This is a genomic window from Rubrobacter marinus (assembly GCF_011492965.1).
Lineage (GTDB): Bacteria > Actinomycetota > Rubrobacteria > Rubrobacterales > Rubrobacteraceae > Rubrobacter_F > Rubrobacter_F marinus.
This window is the reverse complement of sequence record NZ_CP045121.1, coordinates 3,650,875-3,665,579: the sequence shown is the minus strand read 5'-3', so window position 1 is coordinate 3,665,579 and position 14,705 is coordinate 3,650,875. Positions and strand designations below refer to the sequence as shown.

The window sequence follows — 14,705 nt, the reverse complement described above, 5'->3', positions numbered from 1 at the left end:
ACGGTGACCAGGGCAGCAACTGCCCGGGGGCGGAAACAGTGCTGGACGAGTTCACGGGCAGCGGAAACCAGCAAACAGAGACATTCGATATAACTGGCGAGTCGTTCCGAGTAACTTTCGACGTCACTAGTTCCACCGACAATAACGAAGACGCTTTCCTGGGGATAATCGTCAACGACGAGAACGAGGACCCCATCACCACTATTAGCCAGTCTGGTGCCGGCTCCGATTCCTCAATCGTGAATGAGGCGCCCGGAACTTTTTTCCTGGACGTCGTGGCATCTAGCGCCGACTATACGATTACCGTGGAAGACTGCACGAGCGCAGCGAACGGTAACAACGGCGACGATGGCGATGACAACGGTGGGAACGTGAGCGACGACGACAACGACGTGGACGACGACACGATCCCGGACAAGGACCTCCCCGACACGGGTGGGGCGGGCGCGGGCGTCCTTGGCGGGGCCGGGCTGATCGTCCTATTCGCCGTGTTCCTGGTGCGGATCAGTAAATTCCAGAGCCCGTAGCGCTCTGGTAGACGAGTGTAAGGATGCTTCTTAGGATCGGCGTAGCCCTTTCTGTCTTCTCTGTCGGTTTCGCAATAGTGACCGTTATGGTAATTGCCAGCCGCGAGGAGCCCAAAAAGCTGGCGGCAGTCCCGGCGGAGACGACCGTCGAAGAGCCACTAGTTCTAAAGAGGTCCTACGACGGACGATCGGAGCCTCCTCCTTCCGATCCTCCTCCTGCCGAGCCTCCGCCCGAGGAGGCTCAATCTCCGGTCCAATCGACGCCCCTGCCGGCAGATAACCCACGGTGGCCGAGCCCAAGCCGGGTGAGATCGAGGAGGAGCGCCGGTTCACACCGGAGCCCGGTGCGGCGATGACGCTGACGCTACCCTCACTCGGCGTCTACGACGCGCCGGTCTTCGACTCCGACTCCCCGGCGGCCCTGAACGCTGGCATCGGCCACGTACCGGAGACGAAGATGCCGTGGGACGAGGGCACGCAGAAGAACGTCTACCTGGCCGCGCACAGGCTGGGCTACCCGGGGACGGGCAGCCGCTTGCTCTTCTACAACCTCGGCAGGCTCGAGCGCGGGGACGAGGTGATCGTCGAGGGCAGGGGAGAGACCTACCGCTACCGGGTCGCCGAGAAGCTGATAGTCGATCCGGACGAGTCGTGGGTAATGGGCGAGGTGCGTAACCGCGACATGATGTCGCTGCAAACCTGCACGCCCCTCACTACGTTCGCCAAGCGCCTTATCGTGAGGGCCGACCGAATCTAGCAGATTGTCTCGGTTGGTGCTCGGACTTCGGGTCCGAGTCATAACGGCGTTATGCGCGTACCCGCTTAGACATACGACGAGGGGGCCGAGTACATGACGTACTCGGCCCCCTCAACGAGCTAAGGTTATTTGCTGGAGTTACCTCACGGCCCTGCTCGCGTCTATGCGGCCGGCGCCGAACTCCTGGTCTCGTCCGCGGGGGCCGAGGTCCTGGGCGGTGGAGAGGATGCTGCGCCTGATCTCGCGCTTGGACTGGCCTTCTCCGGCGAGGAGCCCGGCGAGCGCCGCGACGTGGGGGGCGGCCATGCTGGTCCCGCTGTAGGAGGCGTAGCCGCCGGGGACCGTGGAGAGGACGTCCACGCCGGGGGCGGCGACGTCGACGTAGCGGCCGGAGCTGGAGAAGGGGGCTCGCCTGTCCCGCTCGTCGGTGGCGGCCACCGCGATGGTCCTGGAGTAGGCGGCGGGGTACTCGCGGTCCCTCTCGCCGGCGTTGCCCGCGGCGGCCACGACGACCGCGCCCTTCCTGTGGGCGTAGCCGATGGCCTGCTTGAGGATACGGGCGGGCTCCGGCCCGCCGAAGGAGAGGTTGATCACCTTCGCCCCGTTGTCCGCGGACCAGATTATCCCCTCGGCGATATCCGAGTCGAAGCCGCCTTCCTCGGACGTCAGGGCCTTGGCGACGAGGAGCTCGCAGTCGGGCAGCCGCCCGCGATCCCGGCACGGTTGTTCGTCGCGGCGGCGGCGATGCCGGCGACATGCGTGCCGTGACCCTCGGCGTCGTCCTCGGCGATCCCGTCACCGTCCACGAAGTCCCTCTGGGCGGCGACCTTGCCCCGGAGGTCGGGGTGGCCGGCGTCGATGCCGGTGTCCACGACGGCGATCCTGACGCCGTCCCCGTCGTCGCCCCTGCTGGAGCCCCACGCCTGCGGGAAGCCGGGCTTCTTCAGGCCGTACTGCTCGGGGAAGCCTGCGTCGTTGGGGGTGTAGGTGGGCCTGCGGAGGTAGTCGAAGCTGACCTCCTCGACGCCCGGCTCGCTCTCGAGCTCCTGCCTGGCCTGCTCGAGCGCGTCCTGGCGCGCCTCGCCCGGCTGCTCGTCGGCCACCTCGGGGAGGGCGACGACCTCGGCGTCGAGGGGCGCTATCTCCTCCTGGACCTTGCCCTCGACCTCCTCGACGGCCCCCTCTTCGGCCGCCTCCGGCGCCCCCTCCTCGTAGGTGACGACCAGCCGCGCCGCGGCGTAGACCTCCCCGTCTTCCGCTTCGACGGCCCCGCCCGGCGGGGCATCCCCGGCCTGGCCCCAGGCCCCTACCTGCGTGAACAGAAACAGCGCGAAACCAAAGACGAAAGCGAGCACGACGGTCGTCAACCTCACCGGAAACAGCATATTCCCCCCCAACCAGAATCTCTCGACGCTCCTCATGTTACCTAACGAGGTGGGGAAGCTAAAGCATTCCTGGAACGGATTGCTACGAATCCGTCGTCGCCCCGCCGCTCACCCGCGGGATCGGGCGGTCGTCCGGAAGGTGCGGTCCGCCCTCATGCGCGTGAGCGAGGTTGTTAGCACGGGCGGCGGGGAAGGACGGGCGGTGGCGATTGCGTTGGTCTGCGCCGTCTCTCCCAGTGGGCAAGCGGGAAGTACCCTTCGGGTAATCCGCTCGTCTACGCTGCCGTGGCCGAAGGGTAAGATCTCCCCGTTCCGCCGGCGCGCGGGGCGTTCCGGGCAGGACGAGGGGGGTTGGGCTGAAGGTTTCGAGGCGTTGGGTGGTAGCGTTGGCGGCGATCGTGGTGCAGGCCGGGTTCGGCTCCTTCTACGCCTGGAGCGTCTTCCGGGAGCCGCTCTCGGCCGTCTACGGGGTGGGCGTGGCCCGCGTCAACGCGGCCTTCTTTCTGGCGAACCTGCTCTCCGGCTTCGCGGCCTTCGGGGGCGGGCTCCTGATCCGGTGGGCGGGCGCTCGCGCCGTCGGCGTCCTCGGCGGCGTCCTCTACGGTGGCGCCATCTTCCTCGCCGGAGTCTTCGGGGAGAGCCTGACCGCGCTGTATCTCCTGTACGGCCTCTCCGGGGTGGGGCTGGGGCTCGGGTACGTCGCGCCCGTGGCGGCGCTCCCCGGTGGTTCCCGGACAAGCCGGGGCTCGCCTACGGCCTCTCCGTCCTGGGCTTCGGCGCCGGGCCCGTGATCGGGGCCCCCGTCGCGCTCGCCCTGATCTCCTGGACCGGCGGCCCCTCTCGGCCTTCGCCGTCCTCGGGCCCGCCTACGCCGTGCTCGTCGGCGGCGCGGCCCTCCTCCTGAGGGACCCCCCGGCTACCTCGCGCCCGCCGCGCGGGGCGGCCCCGCCACGGACCGGCCGGCGCGGGGCTTCGGACGCGCCCTGAGGACGTGGCAGTGGTACGCCCTGTGGGCCATGTTCCTCCTGAACACGACCGCGGGGCTCGCGATCCTCTCCGACGCAAGCTCGATGGCCGTCGATCTGGGCGGGGCGACCGCCGCCCTCGCCTCCGCCTTCGTCGTCCTCATGGCCGTCGCCGACACGACCGGGCGCCTCTTCTGGCCCTCCCTCTCGGACAGGATCGGCCGGGAGAACGTCTTTGTGGCGATGTTCCTGCTCCAGGCCGCCGCCTTTCTCGCCCTCCCCCTCGTCCCGCCGGGGACGGGCTCGTTCGCGGCGTTCGCCGCCCTCTCGTTCGTCGTGCTCACCTGCTACGGCGGCGGCTACGCGACGATAGGGGCGCTCGTCGACGCCTACTACGGCTCCGGGGACGTCGGCACGATCTACGGGAGCATGGTGGCCGCCGCGGGGTGGCGGGCCTCGGCGCGCCCGTCCTCCTCGCGCTCTCCGCGGACGCGACGGGCTCCTACGCCCCGCCCTCTACGCCACCTCGGTCCTGATGCTTCTCGGCGGCGCCATCCCGCTCGCCCTCAGGGCCCCGGACCGCGCCGCCCCTGATCCCCAACACCCCGACGGGCCCTACGAGAAGGGCGCCAAGCCCCCCGAACTGCTACACGTAACGCCCGCGAATGCCCGACGACCTCGAAGCCGGCCCCGGATACCGGTTGCGCGATGAAGCCCCTGTGCGTACGCGTTCGGGGCTTGCCCGAGGCTGCTGCGCCTAGCTCCTGCCCGCGAGCCCGGCCGTCTCCGCGCACGGGGCGGGGTTCGCGGCCTCCCCCTCCGCTTCGGCCGGGGAGACGAGGCCCAGGCCCTCCAGCACCGAGCGCACCGCGGAGAGCACGCCGTCGATCATGGCCGTCGCGAAGCCGGTCTCCGGCTCGTCCCCGGCGGGGTCGGTGCCCGCGGGGCGCACCCTTCCTCGGGGCGGGGTTCGCGGCCGAAGCCTGCCCTCGGCCTGCCGGAACCTCTCCTCCAGCTCCTCGTCGTCCTGGAAGACAAGCTCGCGGGCGGCTCCACGACCGCTACCGGTTCGGGGGCGCCGCCCGGACGACCGGCTCGGGCTCCGGGCGGGCTCGGGCTCCGCCGGGGGCTCGGGGCGGGCGGAGCGGCCTCCCTGGCGGGGGCGGGCTCCGGTTCCTCCGGCGGGGCGGCGCGGGCTCTTCTTGCCGGGGCTCATCCGGCTCGTCTGCGGCGAGGGTGCGCCGGTTGTCGCCGCCCCTGTCGGGCGGGGCGTCGGGCGCCGGCGCGGGCTCGGGCTCCGGGCGGGGGAGCGCCCGTCGGAACGCGGAGGGCGCGGACGGCGTCTATGCGGCCGGTGCCGAAGAAGGGGTCTCGGCCGGAGGGCCGAGGTCGGCGGTGTTGGAGACGATGCGGTGTTTGATCTGCTGGTTGGAGAGCCCCTCTTCGGCGAGGAGCCCGGCGAGCGCCGCGACGTGCGGGGTCGCCATGCTGGTCCCGTTCATGTAGCCGTAGCCGCCGGGGAGGGTGGAGAGGACGCCGACCCCGGGGGCGGCGACGTCCACCCAGCCGCCCATGGTCGAGAAGGACGCGCGGTTCTCCGAGCGGTCGACCGCGGCGACGGCGATCACGTTGGAGTAGGCGCCGGGGTACTGGACGGTGCCGTCCCCGCTGTTGCCCGCCGCGGCGACGACGACGGACCCCTTGTCCCAGGCGTAATCCACCGCCCTCTCCAGGACGCCCGAGGGGGCCGGACCGGTGAGGGAGAGGTTGATGACGTCGGCCCCGTTGTCCGCGGCCCAGATTATCCCTTGCGCCACGTCGGAGTCGTAGCCGATCCTGCCCTGCATCGTCTTGGCGACGAGCAGCTCGCAGCCGGGGCAGCCGCCCGCGACGCCGGTCCCGTTCCCGGTCCGGGCGGCGGCGATGCCGGCGACGTGCGTGCCGTGCCCGAAGTCGTCGTCGGCGGTACCGTCCCCGTTGACGAAGTCCCTCTGGGCGACGACCTTGCCCGCGAGGTCCGGGTGTCCCGCGGCGACGCCGGAGTCGACCACGGCGATCCTGACGCCCTCGCCGCGTGCCGCGTCCCAGGCCGAGCGGAAACCGGTCTTCTTGAGGCCCCACTGCTCCGGGAACCCCGGGTCCGCGGGCGTGTAGGACGCCTCGCGCGCGTGGTCGTACTCGACCGCCGCGACCCCGGGCTCCTCCTCGATCTTCTCCTTGGCGCGCCGCACGTCCTCGGGGAGCTGCCCCCGCCGGCCGCCCCGGCACCGAGACGACCTCGGCGCCGACGGCGGGATCTCACCCTCGGCCTCGACCTTCGTGGCCCGACGGCGCCGTCCCCGGCCCCTCGGCAGACCCTTCCTCGTAGGTGACGATCAGACGGGGCGCCGCTCCGGCGTCCGCGGCGTCCTCCGGGCCCTGACCGAGCGCCCCGGTGGATGCCTGCAACAGAAACAAGAATGCGCAGAGGGAACCCCAGTGCCACGCATAGCCGCCTCGACGAAGCCGTCACGCCCTTCCCCCTCCTACGCACCCACACAAGTTTCGTCCCATGCAACCTTGCCGGACGACTAGATATCCAACTTTAACAGGGCTGCTATGCCGCGGCCAACCCTTGAGGGAGTGTCGAGGCAGAGTGCCCCGTGCGGAGGGGGCGTAGAGGAGGGGCGCCGGGACCGCGCCGGTCGTTCGGGGCGGTCCCGGCGCGGGTGTGCGGGCTCAGGACCTCCCGGATGCGTAGTGCTCGTTCAGGTACTCGACGATGGCGTCGGACTCGGCCATCATCACGCCGCGCTCGGCGTCGACGAGGAACGGCACCTGGTGCGAGCCGCTCAGCTTCTCCAGCACCTCGGACGAGCGGCTGCCCTCCTCCGTGGAGTGGGCGACCCAGCTCAGGCCGAGCTCGCTCAGCCGCGCCCTCACCTTCCGGCTGTAGGGGCAGCTCTCCTTCTGGTAGAGCTCCAGCATGATCCTCTCCTTCCGTTCGCTCCTCCCGGCCCAACACGCAGATTCTATAGGGAGCGCGGGGCGGCACGAGTCGAAACGAAAATCCCTTCGTAGAATGTGGGGCGATGCAAGGTTCGTTCTTCAGGTCTCTCGGGGTAGGCGGCGCTTGAGCGTGGTCGGGAGGGTCGCGCGCGCGGCCCTGGCCCTCGCGGTCGTGGCGGCCATCTGCGTCCTCGGGGTGCTGGCCGTGGGGCCTCGCCACCTCGGCGACGGGCTGAGCGCCGAGGACGTGCGCTGCCCGGAGGGGCTGGACGACACCGGCATCTCGCTCGGCCGGTTCTTCGGCGACGAGGAAGAGGAGCCCGTGAGCGGCGAGGTCAGGGCGCTCTTGGAGGACCCGAACTTCGGGGCCTCGCCCGCGGCGGTCGAGGACCTGAGGGCCGGGATCGTGGACGAGCGCGTCGTCGTCGCGCTCCGCGCGATCACGGCGGAGCACAGAATCTGCGTGGACGCCTTCAAGGAGGGCCACTACTTTCTCCCCGGCGTCGAGGACGGGCCGCTGATCCCCGAGGGATACGGCGAGGCGGGCGGCCTGCCGAACACCCACTACCACGGCCGGGCCGCGGACATATGGGACGTCGACGGCAAGCCCGTCGAGGGCAACGGCAACGACCCGGACGTGCGGGACGTCGGCTGGATCCTCGCCGGCCTCCAGAGGGACGAGCGCCCCGACCAGATTATCGGGCCCCCAGGCTGGACCGAGGCCCTCGACCGCTCGCCTGAGGAGGGCTGGATCCTCGACAGAGACCAGACCGAACTCCACCGCGACCACATCCACCTAGGCTTCAGGGACGAGAACGGCACCCAGAACGAGAGGTAGCCCGAGCCCCCGCGATACCCCGATCCTCCCGCGCCGACTCGACAACCCCGGCCGCCACGCTTCGTAAGCTAGCCGGGGCGTTCCGGCGCGTGCGGGTGCCGTATCCGGCTTTGCGACGGCTCCCCGGCGTCGCCCCACCTTAGGGGGTGCGCGCCTCTTCCAACTGCGTGCGGATCATGACCAGAGAGTCGGCGGCGCGCGCCAGATCTTCCCCGTCCGCCCGTCCGTCGGGGCCTATCCTCACGCCGAAGAACCTGCCGTCATGCGGGTTGCGCCTCAGGTAGTCGGCGAGGCGTTGGGCCACCACTTCGGGGTCCCTAACCGCCACCGCGGTCCCCCGCGCCTCACGCCCCCGCAGCCGCAGGGATACCGGCCTCCTCTCGCGGAAGTTCTTCCACCAGGGGAACCGCGTAAAGGTCGCCAGACCCTCCTCGTCCTCCGCGTAGCCGACCGGGAAAGAGTAGACCTCGCCGCTCCTGACGCCCCGATACGTCAGCACCATCATCGAGGAGCTTACCGGCCGGTGCCATCGCGAGCGCAGCCACGCCCGCATCAGGCGATTGGCCGCCGGCAGGAGGAGCGACCTCCAAACCCGCGTGGATTGCCAGTCCGTCACCACAACGCCTCCCCGGTCGAGTGCGGCGCTACCGAGCCCGGACCGCGGTCGCCGGTGCATGGGCTCGGGTAGAGCCTGACCGGAGCCGAGGGGCCGGGCAAGGAAAGGGTTCACTCGTGCCCCTCGCGGTCGCGGGGCTCGGGCTCGACGTCCGGGGTTCCGGCTCGAACCCCGCGACCGGCGGCGTCAGGGCCTTCCGCCTCGCCGGGGGCGCCGTGGTCGCTCAAGCGTTCGCGATCGGCTTGTAGAAGAACGTGGTGTCGGCAGGAGGGGAGCCTCGTTCTTGTCGCTCGTCGCGGCCCGCGGTCCATGGCGCCGACGATCCGTGGTCTCTCGGGCCTCGTCTACCCTCTTCTCTCTGCTCCGGTCGGGACCGACGCGAGACGGGGTCGACGTCGGCGCGGGCGGACGGCGGGGAGCCGCCGTCCGCCCGCGCGAGGGGTCTGCGGCTCTACGCCGCCTCTTCCATCTCCTCGGAGTAGCTGCCGGAGCGGGCGGCGCCGTTCATCTTGAGGCGGTGGTAGAAGGCCTGCTGGGCGGCCTCGACGTTGCCCGCGTCGCCCTTCCAGGTCTTCATCGGCAGGTCCTGGAGCGCCCTGGCGTAGGAGAAGGAGAGCTCCCACGGGAGGTTGTCGTAGAGCTTGTTCATGGCGTTGAGGTGGGCGGTGGCCTGCTTGTCGCTCTGGCCGCCGGAGAGGAAGACGATCCCGGGGACGGCGGCGGGCACGCTCCTCAGGAGGGTCTCGACGGTGCGGCGGGCGACCTCCTCGACGCCGGCCTGCTCAGCGGCGTCCTTGCCGGTGATGACCATGTTCGGCTTGAGGAGCAGCCCCTTGAGGTCGACGCCGGCCTCGAAGATGCGGGCGAACGTCGCGTGCAGGGTCTTCTCCGTCGCCTCTTCGCACTGCTCGATGGAGTGGTCCCCGTCGATGAGCACCTCGGGCTCGACGATGGGGACGATCTCCTGCTCCTGGCAGGCGGCGGCGTATCTTGCGAGCACGAAGGCGTTCGCGTCGATGCAGTTCTGGGTGGGGATGCCGTCGCCGATGGTGATGACCGCCCGCCACTTGGCGAACCTCGCGCCCATCTCCCGGTACTCCTCGAGCCTCTCGCGCAACCCGTCGAGGCCCTCGGTCAGCTTCTCGCCGGGGGAGAGGGCCATCTCCTTGGCGCCGCCGTCGACCTTGATGCCGGGGATGACGCCCTGTTCCTCGAGGACCTCGGGGAGGAGCCTCCCGTCCGAGGCCTTCTGGCGGACGGTCTCGTCGAAGAGGATGACGCCCGCGAGGTAATCCCCGATCCCCGGCGTCGTGAAGAGCATCTCCCGGTAGTCCCTGCGGCTCTCCTCGCTCGACTCGATGCCGACCGCGTCGAAGCGCTTCCCGATCGTCCCGAAGCTCTCGTCGGCGGCGAGTATGCCCTTCCCCTCGGGCACGAGGGAACGGGCGGTCTTCTCCAACTCCTGCGCGTTCACGGCGCTCCTTCCTGTTCGTCCCGACTATCCTGGGGGAAGCATAGCAAAGGCCCCGGGGCCGAAACCCCGGAGCCTCTGGAGATTCCTGGCTCGGTTACGCCCTGACGAGCTCCCGGTCACGCTTCTTCGGGGCCTCATCCTTGCCGCGGCGCTCCGTCTTGCCCGCCGCCTGGCTCTCGCGAGCCTCCTCGCGCCTCCTGCGGGCCTCTTGCTCCGCCCTGTAGTCCCTGCTCGTGTAGCACATGCCGGAAAATCGCCTCCTCCGGGTCGCCTGTACTCTTGGTTGCGATGTACCCGACGGGCAACCGGCCAAACCTGCGGCCCGCGCGGGCACCGCGCGTCCCCGGCAGGGTCGCGGAGCACCGATCTTCCGTCTAGCCCAGGCGTGCCATCCCATGGGGGCTAGTCACCCGTGACTAGAAAAAGATGGTGCATAAGGGCGCAGACGAGGCCTCGTTTGCAAGACATTATTTTTACATACGGAGGTCGCTACCGGGCGGCTGCGCCGGTGGGCACGAGCACGCCGTCCGGGGTCTTCGTGGCCGTGGCATGGGCGAAAGGACGGACGGAGATGCAAGCAGGACGACGCCGGTTCACCCGCAGGGAGGTACTCGGGCTGGGGCTTCTGGGGGCCGCCGCGTTCGCTCTGCCCCTCGAGCGCTCGGCGAGGACCAAGTTCGGAGATCAGCTGGAGAAGCTGCCGCCCCCCTTCGGGGCGGAGCTGCCGATCCCGAAGCCGCTCCCGCCCACGCGTGCGTCGGCCACGACGGACTTCTACAACATAACGATGAAGAAGGGCACGGCGAGCATCATCCCGGGGCTCCCCACGCCCATCTGGGGCTACAACGGCCAGTTCCCGGGGCCCATGATCTCGGCGAGGAAAGGGCGCCGGGTCTCCATGACCGTCACCAACGACCTGCCCGAGAATACCGCGCTGCACATGCACGGCGCCTACGTGGACGGCGACTCCGACGGCTATCCGGAAGACAAGATGCCGCCGGGCGGAGCCAAGACCTACGTCTTCCCCAACCGGCAGAACGCCCGCACCCAGTGGTTCCATGACCACGTGGCGCACCACACCGCCACGAACGTCTACAAGGGCCTGGCGGGGCTGTACCTCATCGGGGACGAGTTCGAGGACAACCTCCCGCTGCCGAAGGGTCAGTTCGACGTGCCGCTGGTGGTACAGGACCGGTTGTTCCACGCCGACGGGCGGTTCCTCTACCCCTTCGAGGCGGATGACCACAGCACGAACGGGGTCGAGGGCGACGTGATCCTCGTGAACGGCAAGCCCTGGCCGAAGATGACCGTGGCCAACCGCAGCTACCGCTTGCGCATCCTCAACGGCTCCAACGCCCGGGTGTACGGGCTGGCGTTGAGCAACGGCCAGCCCCTGACCGTGATCGGCTCCGAGGGCGGCCTGCTGGAGAGGCCGGTCCGGGTTCGCTCGCTGCCGATCTCGCCGGGCGAGCGTTACGAGGTGGTCGTGAACTTCGCGGGCGTCCCGGTCGGCACGGGGCCCGAGAGCCGGGTGACCCTCGAGAACCTGAGGGCCGACGAGGAGACCACGCGGGAGATCATGCGCTTCGACGTGGCGCGCAGGGCGAGCGACGACAGCACCGTCCCGGCCGTCCTGCGTCCCGCGAAAGACCAGATCGACGACACCCACCAGCCCTGCGTCGAGGCCGATGCCGTCCGGACGAGGACGTGGGTCTTCAAGCGGACGGGCGGGTTCTGGACGGTCAACGGCAAGATCTGGGACGCGCGCCGCGTCGACGCCAGGCCCCGCGAGGGCGACGTGGAGGTCTGGGAGTTCGTGAACAACGGCGGCGGCTGGATCCACCCCATCCACCCCCATCTGGTCAACTTCAAGATCCTCACCCGCAACGGCCGGCCCCCGCATCCGTGGGAGAGCGGGTACAAGGAGACGGTCTTCCTCGACGGCAACGACAGGGTGCGGGTCCTCATCAAGTTCCCGAAGGTCCCCATCGAGGGCACCCCCGGCCCCTACGCGCGCAAGTTCCCCATCCACTGCCACCACATCGAGCACGAGGACCACGACATGATGGCCCAGTTCGAGGTGTCCGGCGCCGCGTAAGACGAGGGGCAAACGTGCCTCCCCGCGAGGAGGGGCTACTCCGAGAGGATGCTCTCCTGGGTGCTCCGCGGACGTAGGGCTCCCGCGCGCGCTCTCTTCCTCGCCCGGCGCCCGAGCCTCCGTGCCGCGGCGAGGACCTCGGCGTACGAGGCCTCCTTGGAGAGCACCTCGCTCGCGCCCGACGCCAGGTACCGCCCGTGCTCCTCCCGCCCCTCGAGGTGGGTGAGGACCAGCACCGGCACGGGCGGGTCGGCCTCGCGCAGTTCCTTGACGAACTCGCACGCCCCCCCGTCCGGCAGCGGTACGTCCACGATGGCGGAATCTACGCGGCCCTCGGCCATCCTCTCGCGGCCCTCGGCCACCGAAGAGGCCTGCGCCACCACCTCGAGGTCGGGCTCCCGGTTCAGCAGGTAGGCCGCGGCCTGGCGGAACGCGCAGTGGTACTCCAAAAACAAGATCAGCGCCATCCTCCGACCCCGATCCTCCCGGCATCGTACGCATGGATCGTGCCACCGAAACGCGGCAACCGCCGCGGGAGATCACGCCCACCTCAACCGCCTCTTTCCCTTCGCCACCCTGCTCCCCACACCCTACCCGGAACCACGAACAAAGCAAGAAAAAGCACAATGTATGCGCACGAGGGAGACGAACCGTCGGCGCCCCGGCGCTCCCTTCGTCCCGGAGGGGGCGGCGAGCTTGGCCACGGCCGCGGGGAGGGGAGGCCGGTACGGTACTCCGGGAGTGCCGCGAACGGTGCGTGTGGTAGGTTTTCGCCGAAGGCTTCGACCGTCGTACGCGCCGCCTCCGGGCGGCGGGAGGTGTTGAGAGATGGCCAATCGCTTGGCTGAGGAAACGAGCCCCTACCTTTTGCAGCACAAGGACAACCCCGTGGACTGGTACCCGTGGGGGGAGGAGGCCTTCGAGAAGGCCAGGGCCGAGGACAAGCCCGTGCTCCTGAGCGTCGGGTACTCGGCGTGCCACTGGTGCCACGTGATGGAGCGGGAGTCGTTCGAGAACGAGGAGACGGCGAGGCTCATGAACGAGGGCTTCGTCAACATAAAGGTGGACCGCGAGGAGCGGCCGGACGTCGACTCCATCTACATGGCCGCCACGCAGGCGATGACGCGCCACGGCGGCTGGCCGATGACGGTCTTTATGACGCCGGACGGCGCGCCGTTCTACGCCGGCACCTACTTCCCGCCCGTGCCGAGCCGCGGGATGCCGGCCTTCGGGCAGGTCCTCCAGAGCCTCTCCGACGCGTACACGAACCGCCGCGACGAGGTCTTGAAGAGCGCCGAGGGGGTCCGCGAGTACCTCCAGGCGGCGAACAACGCCTCCATCCCCCGGACCGGGCTCTCCGAGGGGCTGCTCGACGACGCGGCGAACGCGCTCCTCGGGCAGCTCGACGACCGCTTCGGCGGCTTCGGCGGGGCGCCGAAGTTCCCCCAGGCGATGAACCTGGAGGTGCTGCTGCGCCACCACGCGAGGACCGGCGACAGGGCCGCGCTCTCCGGGCTGGAGCTGACCCTGCGGAGCATGGCGAACGGGGGCATCTACGACGGGCTCGGCGGCGGCTTCGCCCGCTACTCCGTCGACGAGTACTGGCTCGTCCCGCACTTCGAGAAGATGCTCTACGACAACGCCCTGCTCGCCAGGCTGTACCTGGAGGCCTACGAGGCCACGGGCGACGCCTTCTACCGCCGCGTCGCCACGGAGACCCTCGACTACCTCCTGCGCGACATGACGGGCCCCGAGGGGGGCTTCTATTCCGCCGAGGACGCGGACTCCGAGGGCGAGGAGGGGAAGTTCTACGTGTGGACGCCCGCGGAGATCGAGGCGGCGCTAGATCCCGAGGAGGCGAGGCTCGCCCTGAGATACTGGGACGTCACGGAGGGCGGCAACTTCGAGGGGAAGAACATCCTCAACGTCGCCCGTCCGCCCGAGGTGGTCGCCCGCGAGTTCGGCCTCTCGATCGAGGAGCTCGCGGGAAGCATCCAGGGCATCAGGGCGAAGCTCTACGAGGTCCGCGAAGGAAGGGTGCGGCCGGGGCGGGACGACAAGGTACTCGCCGCCTGGAACGGGCTGGCGCTGCGCGCCTTCGCGCTCGCCGCCCGCGTGCTGCCCGAGCGCGAGGACTACCTGGAGGCCGCCCGGAACAACGCCGCGTTCCTGATCGGGAGGATGAAGGAGGACGGGCGGCTCCACCGCTCGTTCAAGGACGGCAGGGCCCGGTTCAACGGCTACCTGGAGGACTACGCCTGTGTGGCCGACGGCCTCGTCTCGCTGTACGAGGCGACGTTCGAGCGGCGCTGGATCGAGGAGGCCCGGGCGCTGGCCGACGCGATGCTGGAGCTCTTCTGGGACGCGGACAGGGGCGCGTTTTACGACACCCCCTCCGACCACGAGGAGCTCGTCACGCGCCCGCGCGACGTCTACGACAGCGCGGCTCCCTCGGGCAACTCGGTCGCGGTGGAGGTTCTGCTGAGGCTCTCGATCGTCCTGGAGCGCGAGGACTACCGGGAGCGGGCCGGGGCCGTGCTGGAGGACCTGAGCGGCGGGATGGCCCAGATCCCGGGCGCCTTCGGCCGGCTCCTCTCGGCGCTCGACCTCTACCTCTCCCAGCCCTACGAGGTCGCGATCGTCGGCGAGCCCGGGGCGCCGGAGACCCGCGCGCTCGCCGAGGCCGCCTTCTCCGGCTACAGGCCCAACAAGGTGGTCGTCGGGGCGCCCGAAGGAGACGAGGCCGCCGTGGCCCTGATACCGCTCCTCGCCGAGCGCCCGACGAGGGGCGGCAAGGCGACGGCCTACGTCTGCGTCAACCACGCCTGCCAGATGCCGACGACGGACCCCGAGGAGGTAAAGAGGCAGCTCGGCGTCTCCTGAGGGACGTTCTGCAAATCAGGTTTCGGGCTGAATCTTGTCACCGGGTCAAGACGCCCAGAGGTTTGTGCAAGCAGGTCGAACCGGAATCGCGACGCCTCTAGTTGCTCGAGGATGGACTACGGCTGGGCGGAAGGCGCGGACCAGCCAGCAAGTACGTCCATAACGTCCATAACG

14 protein-coding genes and 2 pseudogenes are annotated in these 14,705 nt (G+C 69.8%); 8 read left to right on the top strand and 8 right to left on the bottom strand.

The annotated features are described in order from the left end of the window. The first annotated feature begins 38 nt into the window (after positions 1-38). Positions 39-527 carry a hypothetical protein gene (locus tag GBA65_RS18795; protein ID WP_166397855.1) on the top strand — a complete coding sequence of 163 codons (489 nt, stop codon included), beginning with the start codon at positions 39-41 and terminating at the stop codon, positions 525-527. 286 nt (positions 528-813) lie between these two features. Then, positions 814-1,284: a sortase gene (locus GBA65_RS18790; RefSeq protein WP_166397854.1), complete on the top strand. Its 471-nt coding sequence runs from the start codon at positions 814-816 to the stop codon at positions 1,282-1,284. 138 nt (positions 1,285-1,422) lie between these two features. On the opposite strand, the pseudogene GBA65_RS24670 reads toward GBA65_RS18790, so the two are convergent. After that, positions 1,423-2,669: pseudogene (locus GBA65_RS24670) on the bottom strand (S8 family serine peptidase). Between the two features lie 377 nt (positions 2,670-3,046). Here GBA65_RS24670 and GBA65_RS18775 point away from each other — a divergent pair. Beyond that, on the top strand, positions 3,047-3,460 hold the full coding sequence (locus GBA65_RS18775) for an OFA family MFS transporter (RefSeq protein WP_166397852.1): 414 nt from the start codon (positions 3,047-3,049) through the stop codon (positions 3,458-3,460). A gap of 180 nt (positions 3,461-3,640) precedes the next feature. Beyond that, a pseudogene (locus GBA65_RS18770) lies at positions 3,641-4,228 on the top strand (hypothetical protein); the annotation flags it as partial. Positions 4,229-4,391: 163 nt separating this feature from the next. Here GBA65_RS18770 and GBA65_RS18765 read toward each other — a convergent pair. The 3 genes from GBA65_RS18765 to GBA65_RS18755 form a co-directional block, all read right to left on the bottom strand. Beyond that, entirely contained in the window at positions 4,392-4,850 is a 459-nt protein-coding gene (locus GBA65_RS18765) for a hypothetical protein (RefSeq protein WP_166397851.1), read from the bottom strand. A 127-nt stretch (positions 4,851-4,977) separates the two neighbouring features. Next, positions 4,978-5,865 carry a S8 family peptidase gene (locus tag GBA65_RS18760; RefSeq protein WP_166397850.1) on the bottom strand — a complete coding sequence of 296 codons (888 nt, stop codon included), beginning with the start codon at positions 5,863-5,865 and terminating at the stop codon, positions 4,978-4,980. Between the two features lie 487 nt (positions 5,866-6,352). Then, positions 6,353-6,601 (bottom strand): glutathione S-transferase N-terminal domain-containing protein, encoded by a 249-nt coding sequence (locus GBA65_RS18755; RefSeq protein ID WP_166397849.1) that lies wholly within the window; start codon positions 6,599-6,601, stop codon positions 6,353-6,355. 145 nt (positions 6,602-6,746) lie between these two features. Here GBA65_RS18755 and GBA65_RS18750 point away from each other — a divergent pair, with 145 nt between their 5' ends. After that, on the top strand, positions 6,747-7,460 hold the full coding sequence (locus GBA65_RS18750; RefSeq protein WP_166397848.1) for a hypothetical protein: 714 nt from the start codon (positions 6,747-6,749) through the stop codon (positions 7,458-7,460). Positions 7,461-7,599: 139 nt separating this feature from the next. Here GBA65_RS18750 and GBA65_RS18745 read toward each other — a convergent pair whose 3' ends face one another. Then, positions 7,600-8,076, bottom strand: coding sequence for a hypothetical protein (locus GBA65_RS18745; protein WP_166397847.1), 477 nt, complete (start codon positions 8,074-8,076; stop codon positions 7,600-7,602). 116 nt (positions 8,077-8,192) lie between these two features. Between GBA65_RS18745 and GBA65_RS25550 the strand changes: the two genes are divergently transcribed. Further along, positions 8,193-8,324, top strand: coding sequence for a hypothetical protein (locus tag GBA65_RS25550; RefSeq protein ID WP_266096521.1), 132 nt, complete (start codon positions 8,193-8,195; stop codon positions 8,322-8,324). A gap of 203 nt (positions 8,325-8,527) precedes the next feature. On the opposite strand, the gene GBA65_RS18740 is transcribed toward GBA65_RS25550, so the two are convergent. Next, positions 8,528-9,550 (bottom strand): class I fructose-bisphosphate aldolase, encoded by a 1,023-nt coding sequence (locus tag GBA65_RS18740; protein ID WP_166397846.1) that lies wholly within the window; start codon positions 9,548-9,550, stop codon positions 8,528-8,530. A gap of 94 nt (positions 9,551-9,644) precedes the next feature. After that, the gene (locus tag GBA65_RS18735; RefSeq protein ID WP_166397845.1) at positions 9,645-9,794 is read right to left on the bottom strand and encodes a hypothetical protein; all 150 of its coding nucleotides are present in this window, start codon (positions 9,792-9,794) and stop codon (positions 9,645-9,647) included. 264 nt (positions 9,795-10,058) lie between these two features. On the opposite strand from GBA65_RS18735, the gene GBA65_RS18730 reads away from it, so the two are divergent. Further along, entirely contained in the window at positions 10,059-11,648 is a 1,590-nt protein-coding gene (locus GBA65_RS18730; RefSeq protein ID WP_166397844.1) for a multicopper oxidase family protein, read from the top strand. Positions 11,649-11,683: 35 nt separating this feature from the next. Here GBA65_RS18730 and GBA65_RS18725 read toward each other — a convergent pair whose 3' ends face one another. Continuing rightward, complete coding sequence (locus tag GBA65_RS18725) at positions 11,684-12,115, bottom strand: response regulator (RefSeq protein ID WP_166397843.1); 432 nt, start codon at positions 12,113-12,115, stop codon at positions 11,684-11,686. 373 nt (positions 12,116-12,488) lie between these two features. Between GBA65_RS18725 and GBA65_RS18720 the strand changes: the two genes are divergently transcribed. Next, complete coding sequence (locus GBA65_RS18720) at positions 12,489-14,531, top strand: thioredoxin domain-containing protein (protein ID WP_266096520.1); 2,043 nt, start codon at positions 12,489-12,491, stop codon at positions 14,529-14,531. The last annotated feature ends 174 nt before the right edge of the window (positions 14,532-14,705 follow it).

What these genes read in the sequence shown, in the direction of transcription:
- GBA65_RS18765 (WP_166397851.1), bottom strand. Translation starts at nt 4,850, where the DNA reads ATGAGCCCCGGCAAGAAGAGCCCGCGCCGCCCCGCCGGAGGAACCGGA.
- GBA65_RS18755 (WP_166397849.1), bottom strand. Translation starts at nt 6,601, where the DNA reads ATGCTGGAGCTCTACCAGAAGGAGAGCTGCCCCTACAGCCGGAAGGTG.
- GBA65_RS18735 (WP_166397845.1), bottom strand. Translation starts at nt 9,794, where the DNA reads ATGTGCTACACGAGCAGGGACTACAGGGCGGAGCAAGAGGCCCGCAGG.
- GBA65_RS18725 (WP_166397843.1), bottom strand. Translation starts at nt 12,115, where the DNA reads ATGGCGCTGATCTTGTTTTTGGAGTACCACTGCGCGTTCCGCCAGGCC.